At 43.3% G+C, this 19,566-nt stretch carries 23 protein-coding genes and 1 riboswitch; of the genes, 18 read left to right on the top strand and 5 right to left on the bottom strand.

All coding sequences use genetic code 11. The features are described from left to right. Positions 1-126 precede the first annotated feature (126 nt). Positions 127-1,791: a glycoside hydrolase family 13 protein gene (locus K1I44_RS07305; protein ID WP_219985752.1), complete on the top strand. Its 1,665-nt coding sequence runs from the start codon at positions 127-129 to the stop codon at positions 1,789-1,791. A gap of 128 nt (positions 1,792-1,919) precedes the next feature. Then, positions 1,920-2,429 carry a PepSY-associated TM helix domain-containing protein gene (locus K1I44_RS07310; RefSeq protein WP_219985753.1) on the top strand — a complete coding sequence of 170 codons (510 nt, stop codon included), beginning with the start codon at positions 1,920-1,922 and terminating at the stop codon, positions 2,427-2,429. A gap of 291 nt (positions 2,430-2,720) precedes the next feature. Here K1I44_RS07310 and K1I44_RS07315 read toward each other — a convergent pair whose 3' ends face one another. Next, entirely contained in the window at positions 2,721-3,905 is a 1,185-nt protein-coding gene (locus tag K1I44_RS07315; protein ID WP_219985754.1) for a class I SAM-dependent rRNA methyltransferase, read from the bottom strand. Positions 3,906-4,038: 133 nt separating this feature from the next. After that, positions 4,039-4,146, top strand: a riboswitch (TPP riboswitch). 89 nt (positions 4,147-4,235) lie between these two features. Between K1I44_RS07315 and tenA the strand changes: the two genes are divergently transcribed. The 14 genes from tenA (at position 4,236) to K1I44_RS07385 (ending at position 16,106) form a co-directional block, all read left to right on the top strand. Further along, positions 4,236-4,931 carry a thiaminase II gene (gene tenA, locus K1I44_RS07320; protein WP_003395674.1) on the top strand — a complete coding sequence of 232 codons (696 nt, stop codon included), beginning with the start codon at positions 4,236-4,238 and terminating at the stop codon, positions 4,929-4,931. Then, a complete protein-coding gene (locus K1I44_RS07325; protein WP_003395672.1) occupies positions 4,906-5,496 on the top strand; it encodes an ECF transporter S component in 591 nt (196 codons plus the stop codon). The genes tenA and K1I44_RS07325 overlap by 26 nt, the downstream gene beginning before the upstream one ends. 12 nt (positions 5,497-5,508) lie before the next feature. Continuing rightward, positions 5,509-6,957 carry an ABC transporter ATP-binding protein gene (locus K1I44_RS07330; RefSeq protein WP_219985755.1) on the top strand — a complete coding sequence of 483 codons (1,449 nt, stop codon included), beginning with the start codon at positions 5,509-5,511 and terminating at the stop codon, positions 6,955-6,957. Further along, positions 6,957-7,751, top strand: coding sequence for an energy-coupling factor transporter transmembrane component T family protein (locus tag K1I44_RS07335; protein WP_219985788.1), 795 nt, complete (start codon positions 6,957-6,959; stop codon positions 7,749-7,751). Before K1I44_RS07330 ends, K1I44_RS07335 begins: the two co-directional genes overlap by 1 nt. Before the next feature lies 1 nt (position 7,752). Then, positions 7,753-8,367: a thiazole tautomerase TenI gene (tenI, locus tag K1I44_RS07340; protein WP_219985756.1), complete on the top strand. Its 615-nt coding sequence runs from the start codon at positions 7,753-7,755 to the stop codon at positions 8,365-8,367. Continuing rightward, positions 8,355-9,476 carry a glycine oxidase ThiO gene (gene thiO / locus K1I44_RS07345; RefSeq protein WP_219985757.1) on the top strand — a complete coding sequence of 374 codons (1,122 nt, stop codon included), beginning with the start codon at positions 8,355-8,357 and terminating at the stop codon, positions 9,474-9,476. Before tenI ends, thiO begins: the two co-directional genes overlap by 13 nt. Next, entirely contained in the window at positions 9,460-9,663 is a 204-nt protein-coding gene (thiS, locus tag K1I44_RS07350) for a sulfur carrier protein ThiS (protein WP_003395664.1), read from the top strand. Before thiO ends, thiS begins: the two co-directional genes overlap by 17 nt. Before the next feature lies 1 nt (position 9,664). After that, a complete protein-coding gene (locus K1I44_RS07355; protein ID WP_003395663.1) occupies positions 9,665-10,432 on the top strand; it encodes a thiazole synthase in 768 nt (255 codons plus the stop codon). Continuing rightward, on the top strand, positions 10,432-11,451 hold the full coding sequence (locus K1I44_RS07360) for a MoeB/ThiF family adenylyltransferase (RefSeq protein WP_219985758.1): 1,020 nt from the start codon (positions 10,432-10,434) through the stop codon (positions 11,449-11,451). The genes K1I44_RS07355 and K1I44_RS07360 overlap by 1 nt, the downstream gene beginning before the upstream one ends. A 5-nt stretch (positions 11,452-11,456) precedes the next feature. Then, a complete protein-coding gene (gene thiD, locus K1I44_RS07365) occupies positions 11,457-12,245 on the top strand; it encodes a bifunctional hydroxymethylpyrimidine kinase/phosphomethylpyrimidine kinase (RefSeq protein ID WP_219985759.1) in 789 nt (262 codons plus the stop codon). Between the two features lie 271 nt (positions 12,246-12,516). Then, complete coding sequence (locus K1I44_RS07370; protein ID WP_003395660.1) at positions 12,517-13,782, top strand: hemolysin family protein; 1,266 nt, start codon at positions 12,517-12,519, stop codon at positions 13,780-13,782. Between the two features lie 98 nt (positions 13,783-13,880). Next, a complete protein-coding gene (locus tag K1I44_RS07375; RefSeq protein ID WP_003395658.1) occupies positions 13,881-14,663 on the top strand; it encodes an amino acid ABC transporter substrate-binding protein in 783 nt (260 codons plus the stop codon). Then, positions 14,650-15,351: an amino acid ABC transporter permease gene (locus K1I44_RS07380; protein ID WP_219985760.1), complete on the top strand. Its 702-nt coding sequence runs from the start codon at positions 14,650-14,652 to the stop codon at positions 15,349-15,351. Before K1I44_RS07375 ends, K1I44_RS07380 begins: the two co-directional genes overlap by 14 nt. A 20-nt stretch (positions 15,352-15,371) precedes the next feature. After that, positions 15,372-16,106, top strand: a complete 735-nt coding sequence (locus K1I44_RS07385) for an amino acid ABC transporter ATP-binding protein (RefSeq protein WP_003395656.1) — start codon at positions 15,372-15,374, stop codon at positions 16,104-16,106. 38 nt (positions 16,107-16,144) lie between these two features. On the opposite strand, the gene K1I44_RS07390 is transcribed toward K1I44_RS07385, so the two are convergent. Then, on the bottom strand, positions 16,145-16,345 hold the full coding sequence (locus K1I44_RS07390) for an alpha/beta-type small acid-soluble spore protein (RefSeq protein ID WP_003395655.1): 201 nt from the start codon (positions 16,343-16,345) through the stop codon (positions 16,145-16,147). A gap of 227 nt (positions 16,346-16,572) precedes the next feature. Between K1I44_RS07390 and K1I44_RS07395 the strand changes: the two genes are divergently transcribed. Beyond that, positions 16,573-16,815 carry a hypothetical protein gene (locus K1I44_RS07395; RefSeq protein WP_003395654.1) on the top strand — a complete coding sequence of 81 codons (243 nt, stop codon included), beginning with the start codon at positions 16,573-16,575 and terminating at the stop codon, positions 16,813-16,815. A gap of 30 nt (positions 16,816-16,845) precedes the next feature. On the opposite strand, the gene K1I44_RS07400 is transcribed toward K1I44_RS07395, so the two are convergent. From K1I44_RS07400 to K1I44_RS07410, 3 genes are all read right to left on the bottom strand, one after another. Further along, positions 16,846-17,958, bottom strand: coding sequence for an ABC transporter ATP-binding protein (locus K1I44_RS07400; RefSeq protein ID WP_003395653.1), 1,113 nt, complete (start codon positions 17,956-17,958; stop codon positions 16,846-16,848). A gap of 111 nt (positions 17,959-18,069) precedes the next feature. Next, positions 18,070-18,951 carry a PucR family transcriptional regulator gene (locus K1I44_RS07405; RefSeq protein WP_219985761.1) on the bottom strand — a complete coding sequence of 294 codons (882 nt, stop codon included), beginning with the start codon at positions 18,949-18,951 and terminating at the stop codon, positions 18,070-18,072. 67 nt (positions 18,952-19,018) lie between these two features. Next, positions 19,019-19,168: a hypothetical protein gene (locus K1I44_RS07410; RefSeq protein ID WP_003395650.1), complete on the bottom strand. Its 150-nt coding sequence runs from the start codon at positions 19,166-19,168 to the stop codon at positions 19,019-19,021. A 97-nt stretch (positions 19,169-19,265) separates the two neighbouring features. Between K1I44_RS07410 and K1I44_RS07415 the strand changes: the two genes are divergently transcribed. Beyond that, positions 19,266-19,559, top strand: a complete 294-nt coding sequence (locus K1I44_RS07415) for a hypothetical protein (RefSeq protein ID WP_003395649.1) — start codon at positions 19,266-19,268, stop codon at positions 19,557-19,559. The last annotated feature ends 7 nt before the right edge of the window (positions 19,560-19,566 follow it).

The following is a 19,566-nucleotide window of genomic DNA, read 5'->3' on the forward strand; positions in this document are numbered from 1 at the left end:
ACATAAAACGAAATTTTTTATGAAAAAGTGCAACTTCCTCTTTTAACGAGAGCGTTTGTGTATTAACATGAAAGAGTAGAGATCATTGAAAGCGATTTAGTTTGAATGGATTGAGGAGGTTTTTACGTGAAAAGAGCTTGGTGGAAAGAAGCGGTTGCATATCAAATATATCCGAGAAGCTTCATGGACTCAAACGGAGACGGGATCGGAGACTTACAAGGAATCATTCAGAAGCTTGATTATTTAAAAGACCTTGGAATCGATGTCATATGGATTTGCCCTATTTATAAATCGCCGAATGCCGACAACGGCTACGATATTAGCGATTATCAAGATATTATGGAGCAGTTTGGCACGATGGAAGATTTCGATCAACTGCTTGAAGAAATTCATAAGCGAGGCATGAAAGTCATTTTAGATCTCGTCATTAACCATACGAGCGATGAACATCCGTGGTTTATTGAATCGCGTTCGTCACGCGACAATCCAAAACGCGACTGGTACATTTGGCGCGACGGGAAAAACGGAAAAGAGCCGAACAACTGGGAAAGCATTTTTGGCGGCTCAGCGTGGGAATACGATGAAGCAACAGATCAATATTATTTGCACGTATTCGCGACAAAACAGCCAGATTTAAACTGGGAAAACGAAGATGTTCGGCGAGCGTTATATGATATGATTAACTGGTGGCTTGATAAAGGCATTGACGGCTTCCGTGTTGATGCGATTTCGCACATTAAGAAAAAAGAAGGGCTTCCCGACTTACCGAACCCAAAAGGGCTTGACTATGTCCCGTCATTTGATGGGCATATGAATCAAGAAGGGATTATGGAGTATCTTCGTGAGCTCAAAGCGCAAACGTTTGCGCGTTATGACATTATGACAGTCGGGGAAGCGAACGGTGTGACAGTGGAAGAAGCTGAAGATTGGGTCGGCGAAGAACGCGGCATTTTTAATATGATTTTTCAATTTGAGCATTTAGGACTTTGGCAAAAAGGGACGGACGGCGGCATCGATGTTCGTAAATTAAAGCGCGTCTTAACGAAATGGCAAAAAGGATTAGAAGGCATTGGCTGGAACGCGTTGTTCCTTGAAAACCACGATCAGCCGCGCTCGGTGTCGACGTGGGGAAATGATGAAACATATCTTGTAGAAAGTGCAAAAGCGTTAGGGGCATTGTATTTTCTTATGCAAGGAACACCGTTTATTTATCAAGGTCAAGAAATCGGTATGACGAATGTTCGTTTTGAAACGATTGATGAGTATGATGATGTCGCGATAAAAAACTATTATCGCATTGAGCGGGCCAAAGGGCGCTCACATGAAGAAGTGATGCAATGGATTTGGAAAAACGGCCGCGACAATTCACGCACACCGATGCAATGGTCGGATGAAGAAAACGCCGGATTTACGACAGGAACACCGTGGATTGGCGTCAATGAGAACTATAAACAAATTAACGTCAAAAAGCAGATCAATGACCCGAACTCTGTGCTCAATTTTTACAAACGAATGATTCAACTTCGCAAACAGCACGATGTATTTGTGTACGGAACGTATGATTTAATATTAGAAAATCATAAAGCGATTTATGCGTACACGCGTACATGGGGTAATGAAAAAGCGGTCGTAATCGTGAACTTAACAGACCGAAAGACGATGTATCGCTACGATTCATTGAAATTAAATAGCGAGCAACTCATGTTAACAAACTACGACGTGAAACCGCATAAGCATGCGACGCGCTTTGCATTACGTCCATATGAAGCACGAGTATATGTGATGAAATAATGAAATCCCCTTTTCCGATATGGAAAAGGGGATTTTCACGTTTATTTCACAATCATTTCATACTTTTCACATCTATTTTTTGTACATTCATGACAGTCGCATATTTTAAAAAAGTTGGAGGGGTATGTGTGAAAAAAACGCGCAACTTGCATTTATGGATTGGACTCATTTGTTCTATATTTTTACTTTTGGAAGCGATAACAGGATTGTTGTTGACAGAGCGTTGGTTAATGGGGATGGGTGGACATTCGCATGGCGGTCATGAACATGCTCACGGTGGCGCACATCACGAACAGCTAAATATGATGGACGCTGTGAAAAAGGCGAGCGAATCAGGTGCATTTTCAATGGATGAAGTTGGAGTAGTGATGAACCACGGCATGTATATGGTGCGTTTAAATGACAAAGATGGGACGTTAGTGACGATTGCGCCAGACGGCACCGTCGTCAAAAAAGAAGTGAATAAATTTGCTTCTTTCGTGCGCGCAATTCACGTTGGAAAGCTGGGGCTTTGGAACCGCCTCATGATCGATATCGCCGCGCTTGCGATTATCGTCTTAACCGGGACAGGTATTTATTTATCTGTGAAAATTTTACGAGCGCAAGCGAAAGCGAAGCAGCGAAAATCCGCAGCATAAGCGAAAAGCACTTCACATCAATGGTTAGTGTGAAGTGCTTTTTAACTAATTCGCTTCGTTGGTGTTTGTTGAATTTTCCCTGTTCCGTTGCAAAACGAGCATGTTTTATAAAGCGACAAACAAATTTTTATTTTCTTTTTCCCAAAGCATTTTGGGCAAATTGTTTTGAGTGCCACATGAAACCACCTCACAAAAAAGAAAGCGTTTTCAATTATAGTATACTTCATTTTTACGCGATGTGTGCGCAAAAATTTGTCCATTTTAAAACAGGTTAGGATGCCCCAACCTGTTTTATTTGCGTGAATGCACTTCGTAAATGGCAAATTTTAAATAGTCGCCCTCGTCGGCGGCAAGCAGTTTTGGATGGTCGTATCCTGCGCCGCTCCAATGAATTTGACGTAAAATTTTCTTTGCGTCAAATGCCGCTTCGGCAACCATAGCTTGAAACATGTCGGGATGCACGTGATACGAACAACTTGCTGTGACGAAAAAGCCGCCATCTTTCACAAGTTTTAAGCCGTTTAAGTTAATGTCTTTATAACCGGCGAGCGCTTTCGGCACCGCATGAGCAGATTTTGCAAACGCCGGCGGGTCAATGATGACAACGTCCCATTTTTTTCCCTCTTGCACGCATTCGCGTAAATAATCAAACGCGTTTGCGACGACAAACTGTACATTTGTAAATCCGTTTAGCGCGGCGTTTCGTTTTGCTGTTTCAATGGCATGTTCTGAAATATCGACAGCAGTAACATGTTTTGCTCCATATAAGCAAGCATTTAACATAAATGAGCCTGTATGTGTAAAGCAATCGAGCACGGTCGATTCGCTTGTAATAAGCGGTTGAATCGCGGCACGATTTTGGCGTTGATCGAAGAAAAATCCTGTTTTTTGTCCATTTTCAATATCGACAATATATTTGACGCCATTTTCCTCAATTTGTACGTTTGTGTCGCACGTGCCGTACCAAAATCCTTTTTCTTGTTTTAGTCCTTCTAATTCACGCACGTGTACGTCGTTGCGCAAATAAATAGCTTTCGGTTGAAAAACGTCAAGAAGGGCTTGTAAAATCCATTCTTTTCGTTTTTCCATGCCGAGCGATAAAATTTGTACGACAAGCACATCCTCGTACTTATCAACGATTAATCCAGGCAAAAAATCTGCTTCACCATAAATGGCGCGGCATGAACGGACGCCAGGAATCATGCGTTCGCGATACGCCCATGCTTGTCGAATACGGTTCATAAAAAATTGTGCATTTAATTCATCATTTGGGTTTTGCGTCAACACGCGCACGATCATTTGTGATTTCGGATTGATATATCCTTTCGCTAAAAAATGACGTTGATGGTTATATACGTTGACGAAATCACCCGGCTCAGAATCTCCTTCAATATAATCGACTTCACTTTGAAACACCCATGGATGTCCAAGTTCGAGCCGCTTTTTTCGCTTTCGTTTTAAAAAAACATTTGCCATGTTTCCCACTCCTGACTATATATTCGCTACTTTAGCATACAGGAAGAAAACGATGTGCGCAAATGATGGATAAAAAATATTTGACAATTGAGTGAAATATGCTAATATTAGTGACAAAGTCAATAACGCAAATGCATTCCACTAGGGGGGCCTTTAGATAGGCTGAGATCAAAGTGTGCCTTTGAGACCCTTAGAACCTGATCTGGATCATACCAGCGTAGGGAAGTGGAAACGGTGCGAAGTGTGTCTTTATATCAAATTCCATCGTTTATTAACCACTTTCTTTGCGCAAAGAAAGTGGTTTTTTATTTTTCATAAGGGGGAGAGGACATGTTGTTTTCAGAGCAATTGCGCAAAGCTGTCGATCCGATTTGGGAGGCGAGCTTTCATCATCCGTTTGTGAAGGAGTTAGGGGAAGGGACGCTCGATTTACGTTGTTTTCGTTATTATGTATTACAAGATTCATATTATTTGACACACTTTGCGAAAGTGCAAGCGCTTGGCGGGGCGATGGCCGACGATTTACAAACGACAGCGAGCATGGCCAATCATGCGCAAAACACATATGAAGCTGAACTTCGTTTGCATGAGACGTTTATGAAAGAGCTTCATATTACCGAGGAAGAAAAGGCGTCGTTTGTTCCGTCACCAACCGCTTATGCTTACACGTCGCACATGTACCGAGCAGCATTTGCGGGACACTTTGGCGATGTATTGGCAGCCATTTTGCCGTGCTATTGGTTGTATTACGAAATCGGGGAGAGATTGAAGCATTGCAAACCGAAGCAGCCGATTTATGCGAAATGGATTGAAGCGTACGGCTCCGACTGGTTTAAACAGCTTGTCGAGCAACAAATTGCACGGTTAAACGACATCGCAAAAACAGCGAGCGAGAAAGAACGTGAGCGAATGAAGCAACACTTTTGGATCAGCAGTCAATACGAGTATTTATTTTGGGAGATGGCGTACAAATTAGAATATTGGCCAATTGGAAAGGAGAATGTTCATGCAAACGAAAGGGCTTAAATTAACAGATGTATTAACGACCGTTGTTATAGCAATTGTATTTGGTATTGTGTATAAAGTGTGGGGGCCGCTTTACTATGCGGTAAAGCCGCTCGGGCTTCATATCGATCAGCTCATTTATGGCATGTGGTTTATCGCCGCTACAGTCGCATATTTACTCATTCGTAAGCCGGGTGTGGCATTGCTTGCTGAAGTTGCCGCTGCGTCCGGGGAGTTTTTAGTTGGTTCTGAATGGGGATTAGAAGTGTTGTTTTACGGCTTTGTACAAGGATTGTTCGCTGAGCTTGTGTTTGCTGCTTTCCGTTATAAACGTTTTGATGTCGCAGTTGTATCGCTTGCAGCAATTGGTTCGACGATCGCTTCGCTCGTGCTTGATTTTTACAAAGGTTACATCGATCAATTAGCGTGGTGGAATTTAACGTTATTCATCGGCGCACGCTTTGTTGGGGCGATTGTGATTTCTGGATTGTTTGCTTATTCCCTTGTGAAAGCACTTGAAAAAACAGGTGTGACACAATTGTTGCGCCCGACGTCAAAAGAAGATTACGATTCGTTAGATCAATAGAAGGTGACATCATTGACAAAAGCCGTTCATATTGAGCAACTTCGATTGAAGTTTCCTGGAGCAAAAAAGCGATTATTTACAGATTTATCGCTTTCGATTGAAAAAGGAGAGAAAGTGTTGTTTTTAGGTCCGTCTGGGTGTGGAAAATCGACGCTACTACAAGTAATGGCAGGGATTATCCCACGCTCTGTCGATGTGCCGATGAAAGCGAAAGAGCTTCATGTTCCAAAGCGTGCAGGCTATGTGTTTCAAGATCCAGATTCTCAGTTTTGCATGCCATACGTCGACGAAGAAATAGCGTTTGTGCTTGAAAATCTCGGTGTACCTCGCGCCCACATGGATGAAAAAATCGCTCACGTTCTTCAACTTGTTCGCCTTCGTCTGTCGGACGTTCACGTACCGATTCAAACGCTATCGGGGGGGATGAAACAGCGGTTGGCGCTTGCGTCGGTTTTGGCGCTTGAGCCTGATGTGCTATTTTTAGATGAACCGACAGCGTTTCTTGATGAAGGAGGAACGAAAGCGGTATGGGAAACGTTAAAAGAAGTGGCGGAAGATCGAACTGTTGTTATCGTCGAGCATAAAATTGATCACATTCTTGACTTTGTTGAGCGCATCGTTTTATTTAACGAACATGGCGATATTATCGCTGATGGTCCGACGCACGCCGTGTTTTCAACGTATCGCTCGTTTATCGACGAACAAGGCATTTGGTACCCGGGTGTGTGGGAGGCGTATGAAAAGCCAAAAACCGCGCAACAACCGTATGAAGAGGGAGACGTTCTTTTACATGTGCCATCGCTCCGTGGCTTTCGGCAAAAAGAAGAGAAAATCGCAGTCAACCATTTGACGATTTATGCAGGAGAATGGATTGTAGTTACAGGGGAAAACGGGGCAGGAAAAAGCACGTTGCTGCAAAGCTTGATGAAATTAATTCGAACAGAAGGCGATTTGTATTGGCAAGGCCATCAGATCATAGATGATGAGTCGTTATACGACAACATGGCTTTTGTATTTCAAAATCCAGAATTTCAATTTGTCACACATCGCGTCGATGATGAGTTGGCATACGGCTTGCGGCTCGAGAACTGCAAGGAAAACGAGATTGCAGAAAAAGTAGAGCAGTTGCTTGCTCGCTTTCATTTAGCTGACCAGAGACATTTACATCCGTATCAATTGTCGATGGGGCAAAAAAGGCGGCTAAGCGTTGCGGCATCGGTGGCAGATCGCCATCGCTTATTGTTGCTTGATGAACCGACGTTCGGGCAAGATGCAAAAAATACGTTTGCGCTGCTTGAATGGCTCGAAGCGTATCGGCAACAAGGAAAAGCGATCGTGATGGTAACACACGATGAGCGCATCGTGTCACAATTCGCCACGAGACGATGGGTCATTGAAAACGGAAAGCTTGTCGCTGATGAAAAGGTTGCGCCGCGGATCGTTGTGCGAGGTGGAATATGATGAGATGGAGTATGGAACATAAAGAAACGTGGTTGCATCAAACGAATCCGACAGCGAAACTGCTCTTATTTTTGCCGATGTTTGTCGTCATCGTTTTTGTTCATAACCCGAACGTGCTTATGAACTGGGCGGTTGGGTTTACGGTGCTGTTTATATTGTTTAGCGGCTATCGAATGAAACATATTTTTTTATTTCTTCTCCCGTTCCTTTTTATTTTCGTGTCTACATCGTCGTCGATGATTTTGTTTGGAAAGGGAGAAACGACGTGGTTTCGCTGGGGGCTCATTCACATTACAGAAGAAAGTTTTTATCGCGGTGTACATCTCGGGTTTCGCGCCCTTTTATTTGCGATTTTCGGGTTGATGTTTGCGCTCACGACGAAGCCGGTGCTTTTATTTTATTCGCTTATGCAACAAGTAAAGTTGAAGCCAAAATACGCATATAGCTTTTTAGCGGCTATTCGCTTACTGCCGATCATGATCGAAGAATTTCAAACGGTACATCAGGCGTTGAAAGTACGACGAGCCGCCAAAGCGAACGGATTTCGCAGCAAACTTGAACTTGTGAAGCGATATGCTATCCCGCTTTTATCGCAAAGCATTCGGCGCGCTCAGCGCATCGCAGTTGCTATGGAGACGAAAGGATTCACAAATGGTCGAAAGCGGACGTTTTATTATGAAGTAAAGCTCGGAAAATATGATGTTTATTTATTTGTTGTCATATGTATGATTGTTGCTGTTGGGTATTATATGGCGGATGTGTTCCCATACGTTGCGGTGAAGGATGTGCGGTAATATGGGAGAACTTCATCTCATTTCAACTGGAAAGCAGTCAATAGATGCGCTCGTTCACATTTCATCGCTCGTTCACACCTATGCTCATTTCATTCATATTCGTGAAAAGCATCGTCCGGCAAAAGAGATTGGGATCATTGTAGAAAAACTGCTTCAAGCAGGTGTGCCCGCGGAAAAAATCGTCATCAACGATCGCGTAGACGTTGCGGTCGTCTACGGCGTGGGTGGGGTTCAGCTTGCACATCATAGCTTAGCGCCAAAACGAGTAAAGGAACGTTTTCCTTTTTTGCGTGTCGGTCGTTCCGTTCATACGTTTGAAGAAGCGAAACAAGCGGAAGAGGAAGGGGCAGACTATGTGGTTTTTGGACATATTTACGAAACGAGCTGTAAAGAAGGAGTGAAACCGCGAGGGGTTACAGCGTTGCAACAATTGACGTGTCGCGTACACATTCCTGTAATTGCGATCGGCGGCATTCAACCGGCGCACGTTCGCGATGTGTTTATGGCAGGGGCAAAAGGGATCGCGGTGATGTCCACTATATTTTATGGCGATGACCCGTTGGAAATGGTGCGATTATATCGAAAACAAATGGGGGAGAGCACATGGACGTTTTAATTATCGGGGGAGGTATTATTGGTAGTAGCGTTGCTTTTGAGCTAGCAAAACGGGGGGCAGCTGTCACAGTTGTTGAGCGCGGTGAGCTAGCGCAAGAAGCATCATCGGCAGCGGCAGGGATGCTCGGTGCTCATTCGGAGTTTTCAACCGATCATCCTCTTATTCCGCTTGCTCTTGCTAGCCAATCGTTATTTCCGAGCATCATCGCCGAATTGGCTGAATTAACGAACATCACTATCGGTTGGAACGACGTAGGGATGCTAAAAATCGCTACAACAAATGAAGAGTATAAAAAATTAACGGAACATTATGAATTTTGGAGGCGTATACAACCGCAACATGTTCGTTGGTTGACAGCGGAAGAAGTTGCTCAAATGGAGCCGCATGTACAAACTGACTATGGCGCGATGTATACGATCGATCAGCAAGTTGATGCACGACAGCTTTCATTGGCGTTTGCTCATGCCGCTATAGCTAAAGGAGCGCGATTTTTGCCGTATACAGAAGCATATGATTTTATTTTCGATGATGAGCGCATAGTCGGAGTAAAAACGACGCGCGGGACGATATATGCAAAACAAATCGTCATCGCGTGCGGGGCATGGACACCTGTTTTCGCCGAAAAGCTCCAATTATCGTTACATATGTATCCCGTTAAAGGAGAGTGTATCGCTGTCACGACAGAAAAACGTCTTTTACGAGCGACTGTATTTGCAAAAAACGGTTGTTACATTGTGCCGAAAGCAAACAATCGCTTGGTGATCGGGGCTAGTGCGCTTGTTCATTCGTTTCATAAAACAGTGCAAGCGTGTAGCGTGCATGAATTGTTAGCGCGTGCGATGCGAATCGTTCCTGAACTTGCTTTCGCTACGTTTGAGGGAGCTTGGGCAGGCATTCGTCCTCAAACGAAAGACGGTATGCCATATATCGGAGAGCATCCACAATATGCAAACATATTCGTTGTGACGGGGCATTATCGAAATGGCATTTTACTAAGCGCCATCACCGGTCGATGCGTCAGCGATATAGTAGAAGGAAAAGAAATTCCATTTGATATGACTCCATTTTCGCTTACAAGAAAGGGGGGAAAGCATGCGTTGCATCATTAATGGTGAGACGATTGAATTACCTCATCATGTGCGTACCGTTGCTCAACTGTTACGCCATTTTCATATTCATGAAAAGATTGCGATTGTCGAAATCAATATGGATATCGTTCCAAAAGATAATTATGAGCAAAGAGCGATTGCGGACGGCGATCGCATTGAAATTGTTCATTTTGTAGGGGGAGGATAATATGTTACAAATTGGTCCGTACACATTTCAATCTCGTCTGTTGCTCGGTACAGGAAAGTATCCGAACATCGACATTCAAAAAGAAGCTGTGGAGGCGTCGGGAGCAGAAATTTTAACGTTTGCGGTGCGCCGAATGAACATTTTTGAACCGAATCAACCGAATTTTTTAGAAAAAATCGATGTGACGAAATATAAGTTGCTGCCGAACACAGCGGGGGCAAAAACAGCAGAGGAAGCGGTGCGCATCGCCCGATTAGCGAAAGCATCAGGGCTTTGTGATATGGTGAAGGTTGAAGTGATCGGATGCGACCGAACGTTGCTTCCTGATCCAGTAGAGACGTTAAAAGCAACAGAAATGCTATTAGAGGAAGGATTTATCGTTTTACCTTACACGTCAGATGACGTCGTGTTGGCGAAACGACTGCAACAGCTCGGTTGCCATGCTATTATGCCGGGGGCGTCACCGATCGGATCGGGTCAAGGCATTATCAATCCGTTACACATTCAATTTATTATTGAACAAGCAACTGTGCCTGTCATTATTGACGCAGGCATTGGTGGACCAGCGGATGCAGCGTTGGCAATGGAACTTGGGGCTGACGGAGTGTTGTTAAATACAGCTGTTGCTTGTGCGAAAGACCCAGTAAAAATGGCGAAAGCGATGAAACTTGCGATTGAGGCAGGGAGACTCGGTTATGAAGCTGGAAGAATTCCGAAAAGGCGATATGCGACAGCAAGTAGCCCGCTCGAAGGGATGAGCATCGTCTAATGGATCGTTACTCGCGGCAACAACGGTTTGCTCCAATTGGTGCAACAGGTCAGCAACGTATTCGTGAAAAACGTGTGCTCGTCGTTGGGGCAGGCGCGCTTGGAGCAGCAAATGCTGAAACGCTTGTGAGAGCTGGAGTTGGAAAAATAACGATTGTCGATCGCGACTATGTCGAGTGGAGCAATTTACAGCGTCAGCAGCTATATACGGAAGAAGATGCAATCAAACGCCTGCCAAAAGCGATGGCGGCCGCTACGCATTTGCGCGCGATAAATAGCGACGTTGTTATCGAGCCGATCGTGGCGGATGCAGATGCGCGGTTGCTTGAGTATCTTGTGGCACGCGATCGCCCTCATGTCATCATCGATAGCACCGATAATTTCGACGTGCGGATGATCATTAACGATGTTTCGCAAAAGTATGCTGTGCCATGGATTTATGGGGCGTGTGTAGGTAGTTATGGATTAAGCTACGTCATTATCCCACATGAAACGCCGTGCTTACGATGTCTTCTTGAAGAAGTGCCGCTCGGTGTTGCGACGTGCGATACAGCCGGCATCATTAGTCCTGTCGTTCATATGGTTGTCGCCCATCAAACGGCAGAAGCATTGAAAATTTTAGTGAATGATGAGCGCATCAATCGAAAACTCGTCTCGTTTGATATATGGCGTGGACAATACCGCATGATTGACGTCAAACGTATAAAAAAAGACGGTTGCCCGTCATGCGGCGATAAGCGAACGTATCCAGCGCTTCAATATGAAAACGAAACGAAATTTGCTGTATTGTGCGGACGTGATACTGTACAAATTCGTCCTGCCCAGAGAGATGGGTGGGAATGGACAACGCTCATTTCTTTTTTACAACAACAAGGCATTCAAGTGGAGCGAAATGACTATTTATTTTCGTTTACAGTTGATCGACATCGTTTTGTCGTTTTTTTCGATGGGCGCGTATTTATTCATGGTACAAATGACATCCAAGAAGCAAAAAGGTTATATTATCAATATTTGGGGTGAGGGATATGGTATATAAAGCGTTGACGATTGCTGGTTCAGATAGCGGCGGAGGGGCTGGCATTCAAGCGGATTTAAAAACGTTTCATCAGTTCCGTGTGTTTGGCATGTCAGCCATTACAGCAGTAACGGCGCAAAATACACTCGGTGTGCAAGCGGTATATCCGCTCCCGCTTGAGGCGATCGAAAAGCAAATCGATTCCGTTGCGGTTGATTTGTCGCCTGATGCGGTAAAAACGGGAATGTTATTCAGCCATGAAATTATTGAATTAGTCGCTCAAAAAACGGCTCAATACAGATGGACGCGCATCGTCGTCGATCCGGTCATGGTTGCAAAAGGTGGTGCCCCGTTGTTAAAGCAAGAAGCGATTGAAGCGCTCAAACGTCACATGTTGCCGCTTGCTTATGTGTTAACGCCAAACATTCCAGAAGCGGAAGTGTTAACGAATATGCGAATTGAAACGTTAGAGGATCGAAAAGAGGCAGCAAAAAAGCTTCATCATCTAGGCGTTCGGTACGTTGTCATGAAAGGTGGGCACGCCGAAGGAAGCGAACTAGTTGACTTGCTGTATGACGGTGAACGATTTTACGAATGGAAAAGCGAACGGATTGAAACGAAACATACGCACGGCACAGGTTGTACGTTTGCTGCCGCTATCACCGCGCAACTGGCGAAAGGAAAAACGATATATGAAGCGATTGATGTTGCAAAACGATTTATTCAAGCTGCTGTCGAACAAGCGCTACACATCGGCAGTGGACACGGTCCGACAAACCATTGGGCGCTTTATGAGTAAAAATGTTCACACCATTGACAAACATATTCGTTCCTCTCATTGTTAAAATAGAAATGGGGAATATGTTGCTGGAGGGACGAACGGGATGGAAGAACTTTCAATTACATTAAACATTACGTACGTGCTACTATTAACTTTTTTTATCGGGACGACGTTAATCGAATCGTGACGAACGACTGCACATATGTGTGGTCGTTTTCTTTTTCATGTAAATTTGGTATGATGAATATATATTTTCATAAAATCATCCGATTAGGAGTGTGAATGTTCGTTGGGAGATTTGCCTCTGAGTTTAATTTTTTTACTCATCTTTTTAATTTTTTTATCCGCTTTTTTTTCAGCTTCAGAAACAGCGTTTTCGAGCGTCAATAAAATTCGCTTAAAAAATTATGTCGATGAGAAGCGGCGGGGAAGTAAAAAAGCGCTGTATATTGCCGAAAACTTCGACCGTGCTCTTTCGACCATTTTAGTCGGAAATAATATTGTGAATATTGCTGCGGCATCTATTTCTGCGAAAGTGGCGACAGACTTGTTTGGTGGCAATACAGGTCTCGTCATTAGCACAGTCGGCATGACCATTTTAATTTTAATTTTTGGTGAAGTGTTGCCAAAGTCGTTAGCGAAAGAAAATGCCGAGTCGTTTTCGCTTATGATTTCCGATGTGCTGTATATGCTCATTCAACTATTTACTCCTGTTACGGCATTGCTTGTCATGTTAAAACAATTCGTCTCCAAACTGTTTGGTCATCGGGCAGATACGCCTTCGGTCACTGAAGAAGAGCTAAAAGTAATGGTCGATTTAAGTGAAGAAGAAGGGGTTATTGACAATAAAGAAAAAGAGCTCGTTCATCGTTCACTTGATTTTAACGATATTTTAGTTGGTGAGATTTTCACTCCGCGCATTGATATGGTTGCGGTAGAAGTGAATCAGCCAATCGAAGAAATTCGCGACATTTTTTTACGTGAACGATATTCGCGCGTTCCGGTATACGAAGGGGATATTGATAACGTCATCGGTATTTTATCGGAAAGCGACTTTTTTAGTCAACTTGTGCAAGGGAAAGAAGTAAACGTTCGTGAATTGTTGCGCACACCGCTATTCGTCGTCGAGTCGATGCGCATATCGACATTGTTACCTGAATTACAAAAAAGTAAAGTACATATGGCGATCGTCATCGACGAGTTTGGTGGAACGTCGGGATTAATTACGCTAGAAGATATTTTAGAACAAATTGTTGGGGAAATATGGGACGAACACGATGAAGCGGTAAAAACGTTCCAAAAAATTAATGATTACGAATACGAATTTAATGCGGAATTGCCGCTTGACGAGTTTTGTGACATTTTAGGTATCGAAGAGCTAGAAAGCTCCTCTCATACGCTCGGTGGCTGGGTGTTTGAAATGTTTGAGCGCATTCCGACCGTTGGCGAATCGTTTGAGCATGAGTCATTAACGGTCACTGTCCGTCAAGTTGAAAATCGCCGCATTCGAAAAGTGCTCGTCCGCATTCGCGAGCCGATTGTGGAAAACGTGTAAAAAGGGAGCAATTTGCTCCTTTTTTTATTGACAACTTCGTAAACTTCCATTACGATTAATAAGCATAAAAACCGATAAGAATAATGGGGGTTTCAGTGATGAAAAAGTCGTTTTTGTTGTTGGCATTACTTCTGGTCAGCGTATGGCTTACTGGTTGCGGTCAAAATGAAGAAAAAAATGATTTATTTGCTCAAATAAAAGAAAAAGGTGAATTAAAAATTGGAACGGAAGGAACGTATCCGCCATTTACGTTTCATGATGAAACAGGTGAGTTGACAGGATTCGATGTAGACATTGCGAAAGAGGTAGCAAAACGTATCGGTGTGAAACCTGTGTTTGTAGAAACACAATGGGATGCGATGTTTGCCGGCTTAGATGCGAAGCGTTTTGACATGATTGCTAACCAAGTTGGTATTCGTCCGGATCGTCAAGAAAAATACGATTTTTCTAACCCTTACATTACGTCAGCTGCTGTCCTTGTCGTTCATAAAGAAAATGAACAGCTCAAATCATTCGATGACTTAAAAGGGAAGAAAGCGGCGCAATCGATGACGAGTAACTATGCAGATTTAGCCCGTTCATATGGCGCAGAAGTCGTAGGGGTGGAAGGATTTAATCAAGCGATTGAGCTACTAAGTTCAAAACGAGTTGATGCAACAATTAATGATAAATTATCTGTACTTGATTTTCTTAAACAAAAACCGGACGCACCTGTTCGAATTGTCGCGACACATGACGATGCGTCGCAAAGTGGGTTCATGTTCCGCAAAGGAAGCGATCCGCTTGTTGAGGCTGTAAACAAGGCGTTAAAAGAGATGATGGAAGACGGTACGTACGGAAAAATTTCAGAAAAGTGGTTTGGTGAAGATGTATCTAAATAGTATGGTGATCGATTCAGAGCGTTTAGAAAGGTTAATGAATATTGCTGAAAGTTCCCTTCTCCCATTGGTGAAGGGAGCTTTGCTATATACGATTCCGCTGGCATTTATTACATTTGTCATTGGATTAGCGATTGCGTTGCTAACGGCTTTAGCTCGTCTATCGAGCGTGAAATGGTTGCAATGGACGGCGCGTGCCTATGTGTCCGCTATTCGTGGTACGCCGCTTCTTGTGCAACTGTTTATTATTTTTTACGGACTGCCGACGATCGGAATAACGATTGATCCGTTGCCGGCTGCGATCATTGGTTTTTCATTAAATGTTGGGGCATATGCATCGGAAATTATCCGAGCGGCCATTTTATCGATTCCAAAAGGTCAATGGGAGGCAGCTTATTCGCTTGGAATGGACGATGTGCAGACGCTAAGACGTATTATTTTACCGCAAGCTGCCCGCGTATCCGTTCCACCGCTATCCAATACGTTTATTAGCTTAGTGAAAGATACGTCTCTTGCCTCGCTCATTCTTGTGTCGGAAATGTTTCGGAAGGCGCAAGAAATTGCGGCAACGAATTATGAATTTTTGTTGCTTTATACAGAAGCTGCGCTCATTTATTGGTTCATTTGCTTTTTCCTTTCAATCATTCAAGGAAAAATCGAACAACGGTTAAGCCGATACGTCGTGCGATAATCGGAATAAGGAGAGTTGTGATGTTAGTTGTTGAAGGATTGCGTAAAACGTTTGGAAATCATGAAGTATTAAAAGGCGTTAATGTAACAGTAAAAAAAGGAGAGGTTGTTGTTATTATCGGTCCATCGGGATCGGGAAAAACGACGTTATTGCGTTGTCTAAACGTGCTAGAAATACCTGATAGCGGAACGATCACTATCGATCAAGAGCGGCTTCATTTTGCCAAAAAGCCGTCAAAGAAAGAATTGACGAACTTCCGTCGTTTGACAGGAATGGTATTTCAATCGTATAACTTATTTCCACATATGACGGCGCTCGAAAATGTGATGGAAGGACCTATTACGGTGAAGCGGTTAAGCAAACATGAAGCGAAACAAAAGGCGGAACAGCTACTGACTAAAGTAGGTTTAAAAGACCAAATGCATATGTATCCGTTTCAGCTGTCCGGGGGACAACAGCAACGTGTTGGCATTGCGCGAGCGCTCGCGATGGAACCGAAAGTATTGTTATTTGATGAACCGACTTCAGCACTAGATCCAGAACTTGTTGGGGAAGTGTTGAAAGTGATGAAAGATTTGGCGAATGAAGGAATGACCATGATTGTCGTCACGCATGAAATGCGCTTTGCGCGGGAAGTTGCCGATGAAGTAATTTTTTTTGATGAAGGAATGATGATTGAACGCGGCCACCCGGAACAACTATTTACAAACCCGAAGCATGAACGGACGCGCCAGTTTTTGCAACGAATTCAGTAAAACCCCCAAGCGAAATGCTTGGGGGTTTTTCAGCCATGTTATTTAGTTGTGTAAGATCCGCCTAATTGTTGTTGCGCCATTGCAACAAGACGTTTTGTAATTTCGCCACCAACTGAACCGTTTGCGCGTGATGTTGCATCTGGTCCAAGGTTTACACCAAATTCTTGAGCGATTTCGTATTTCATTTGATCAATTGCTTGTTGTGCACCGTATACTAATAATTGGTTTGTGTTAGCCATGTTCAATCATCTCCTCGTGAAAAGTTTTTTATGGTTGGGTTAGCTGGATTTGCACCAGCAACGCGTGATCGTTTTTCACGCTGCCAAGCTTGGCTTAACCCATCGAATGTTGTTTGCTTGCTTGTACTACTATTTTGGGGAAAAAACATGTTATTATTCTTTTTTTAATGTGGTAATTTTTTGTGTAGTGGGAAAGATAATGGAAAATAGCGAAGCGAGGGATGAAAATGAACATTTGTCCGTTATGTAATGGCTTACGGACAATCGTTTTTTATTGTGACCAATGTGGGGAAAAATTAAAAGACGAAGGGAAATTAACGGATTATTTCGATGATTATAGTCCGTATATGGATGCAGATGTGATGAAAATGGTCGATGGATACGCGCATACGCGAAAGCAGCATATGTGTGTTCATTTGTTTCATTGCGACCGTTGCGGCGACGATGTTGTCCGTTTCATCCAAGAGTAAAAAGCCCGCTCAAATGAACGGGCTTCCCATTTATTTCTCACTATTGGAACGGATGCGCAACTCTGTATTGACATCGAAGAAGTGAGCTTTGTTCATATCTAATGCAAGATCGATCGTTTGACCTGCTTTTACGTCTGTGCGCGCATCGACGCGTGCGACAAACTCTTGGCCGCTAATTTGTGAATATACCATAATTTCTGCACCGAGCAATTCTGCCACTTCGACATGGGCACGTACTTTTGTATTTTGCGATGCTTCAAGGAAGACTGGTTCATCGTGGAAGTCTTCTGGACGAATACCTAAAATGACTTCTTTACCGACGTAACCTTGTTCGCGAAGTACTTTCATTTTTCCTTCTGGTACAGCAATTTTCACATCGCCAATGGCGAATACGCCGTCTTGAAGCACACCGCGCAAAAAGTTCATTGCTGGTGAGCCGATAAATCCACCGACGAAAATGTTCTCTGGTTTTTCATATACTTCTTTTGGTGTACCGACTTGTTGAATTACTCCGTCTTTCATCACGACAAGGCGAGTTGCCATCGTCATCGCTTCCGTTTGGTCATGCGTAACGTAAATTGTCGTTGTTCCTAAACGTTGATGAAGTTTCGCGATTTCTGCGCGCATTTGTACACGCAATTTTGCGTCTAAGTTTGAAAGCGGCTCGTCCATTAAAAACACTTTCGCATCGCGTACAATCGCACGTCCTAATGCTACACGTTGACGTTGACCACCGGATAACGCTTTCGGTTTGCGATCTAAATATTGCTCAAGGCCGAGAATGCGTGCCGCTTCACGAACACGACGGTCGATTTCCTCTTTTGGAAACTTGCGCAATTTCAATCCGAACGCCATGTTATCGTATACGCTCATATGTGGATAAAGCGCATAGTTTTGGAACACCATTGCGATATCGCGATCTTTTGGCGCAACGTCGTTCATCCGTTTGCCATCGATGTAAAAATCGCCTTTTGAAATTTCTTCAAGACCTGCGATCATTCGAAGCGTCGTTGATTTTCCGCAACCTGACGGACCGACGAAAACGATAAATTCTTTATCTTGGATGTGTAAGTTAAAGTCTTTTACAGCAGTAACGTTGTTGTCATAAATTTTGTACACATGTTCTAAACGAAGCTCAGCCATACGTACGCCTCCTTATGCAATCGATTTCATTTGATTTAAGCATATATGAAAGGGGGAGAGTCGTAAATGGACACGATGCACAAAAAAAGAAAACGTTTTCGGGCAACATGCCTAGTGTTGTTCATGAAGTAAAATAGCCAAATAAACGGTGAGCGCCCCTTTAAATTGTTTTATATCAATGCCTGTTTTTTCGATAAGTTTATCAATGCGATATTGCAAGCTATTGCGGTGCATATGAAGCTTTTTTGCTGCTAGCGAAACGTTTAAATTGCATTCAAAAAACGTCTTCATCGTTTTAATCATATCGTCATCTTGTTTTACTGTTTGTAAAAACGTCATGGCGTACGTCATCTCTTCATCGTTAATAAGCAAAAGAGGGAAGACGTCTTCAATGGAGTAAACGCGCTGCTCGGGTTTATGTTTCATACCGATGTGAAAATATCGCTTTTCCGCGGTAAATATGTGTGTAAGTTCAACGCCATGTGGGCACTTTTGTCCAATATAGGCCCGCAATTGAATGTAGAAATCGCTACATAGCGTATCGATCAGTTCATAAAGAGTGGAGGCAACGCTCTCTTCTTGTTGCTCGATGACGATAAATTGTTGTTCTGTTTCCGATAACATCGTCACATCATATGGAAAAAGCGATTGAATCGCTTCCATAAAATCATGCGGATCAACAGTCCCTTTTTGAATGTAAAAATAAATGAAACGTGTATGTGCAGAAGAAGGTACATGTTCGAATGCTGTCGTATCATGCTGTATTAAAAAGCGATACCATCTTTGTTGTCGCTCGTTCAACCAAGAAGGGATCGTTTCATATCGTGTAAATAACGTTGCTAACAACGTCCGTTCTTTTAGAGTAAGCGCTTCTTTTTTTATGCCAAAAACTTCGCCGCGTTCCGTCGAAAACCATTCATATTGATCCCGCTCGTCCACTTGCTCGCGTTCAATAAGTGCATCTTGGTAATATGCCCGTAATTTTTCTAACATGTATCCCAGTCCTTTCCGCTCCTATCACGACCATTATACAAAAAGCGGCGAGAAAATGCTCGCCGCTTCATTTTACTTCATGTGGTGGTTGTTCTGTTTGAACATCACGCGCTTCTTCAATGTTTGTTGCGTGATGGCACGAATATACGTAACCTCCCGCCATGCCTTCGTTAATCATGCGATCGATATCCCATTCATAATTGTCGCGTTCTTTCATTATGCATGCCCCCTTATTCGTTATTTTGTATGACCGAAAAAAAAGTATACATGATTCATTTCCTTTGTTCATATATTCATGACGAGAGGTGAACAGTATGGTTGTCCATTATTTACATGCGTTAATGAACTATCATTTAGACGAGGAAGAAGAAGCGCTCGTTCGTTATTTATATTTGCTTCATTTAGGAAAGGAATGGAACACAACAACGAAAGAAACGGAAAATGGATGGCGCGAACAATTTGAGAAAATGAATATATATAAAGAGGCATGGCTTGCTTCAGAACATGCGACGGAGCGGGAAGTGTTTCGCGTCTTGTTATGCAAATGTTTGAAACGATTACACAAGCAGTTATCGCACATTTGCACTCATAACGGACAAGCCCTATAATGAATGG

The organism is Anoxybacillus sp. ST4, from assembly GCF_019448545.1.
In the GTDB taxonomy this organism is placed as follows: Bacteria; Bacillota; Bacilli; order Bacillales; family Anoxybacillaceae; genus Anoxybacillus; species Anoxybacillus pushchinoensis.